Below are 934 nucleotides of genomic sequence, written 5' to 3' on the forward strand. Positions count from 1 at the left end.
AGAGCCTGACTCAAAAGCCTACTATCGGGCGAGGCGCCTGACGGCGAGCTGGATGGCGGCGAGGGTGACGAAGGCCTTGAGGGTGTCGGCGAGGTTTTCCCAGTCCTTGGCCAAGCGCCGGTTGCGGCCGAACCAGGAAAATGTTCGCTCGACTACCCAACGGCGCGGCAACACCACGAAGCCCTTCATGTCGTCGGTGCGCTTGACGATTTCGAGACGCAGGGCCGGCACCTTGGCCACCGCCGCGTTGACCTGATGAGCGTTGTAGCCGTTGTCCGCCCACACCAGTTCGAGCCAGGGAAAGCTGCCTCTGATCTTGTCGAGGACCTGGGCGGCGCCGTCGCGGTCCTGGATGCCCGCCGAATGGACGACGACGCGGATCGGCAGGCCGAGCGTGTCGACGAGGGCGTGGATCTTGCGGCCCTTCACCTTCTTGCCGGCGTCGTAACCCACCTCGTCGTCTTTGCCGCCCCTTTTTCCGCCGACTTCAGCGACTGGCTGTCGATGATCGCCGCGGTGGGGCTGGCCTCGCGCCCGAGACGCTCGCGCAAGGCCATGTGCAGCTCCGTCCAGATCGCGTCCCACACGCCTTCGCGCTGGAACTTGCGGAAGATGTTGTAGACGGTCGAACGGGGCGGGAAGCCGTCTTTCGGCAGATAGCGCCACGGACAGCCGGTGCGCAGCAGGTAGAGGATCGCGTTCATCGCCGCCCGCATGTCGGTCTTGCGGGGGCGCCCGCCGGGCGTCGCCGGCGGGATCAACGGTTCAAGCCGTTGCCATTCAGCGTCCGTCAGGTTGCTCGGAAAGCCTCCGCCCTCACGGCGGTAGGTCGCTCGGTGTTCCTCGGTCCACATCGCAAATCACCGTCCCAGAACTCTGAGACCGGTGAATCATGCAACCATGCCGGGCGCAACACCCTTTTGGGTCAGGCTCT

1 protein-coding gene is annotated in these 934 nt (G+C 65.3%); it reads right to left on the reverse strand.

Annotated elements, in window-relative coordinates; translation table 11 throughout:
- Positions 1-21 precede the first annotated feature (21 nt).
- Positions 22-854, reverse strand: a protein-coding gene (locus F1193_RS16885) for an IS5 family transposase (protein ID WP_246164514.1) whose coding sequence is annotated in 2 segments (ribosomal slippage) — positions 22-479 and positions 479-854 — 834 coding nt in all. Because the reading frame shifts where the segments join, the coding sequence is not laid out codon by codon here.
- Positions 855-934: the final 80 nt, after the last annotated feature.

This window comes from Blastochloris sulfoviridis (genome assembly GCF_008630065.1).
Lineage (GTDB): Bacteria > Pseudomonadota > Alphaproteobacteria > Rhizobiales > Xanthobacteraceae > Blastochloris > Blastochloris sulfoviridis.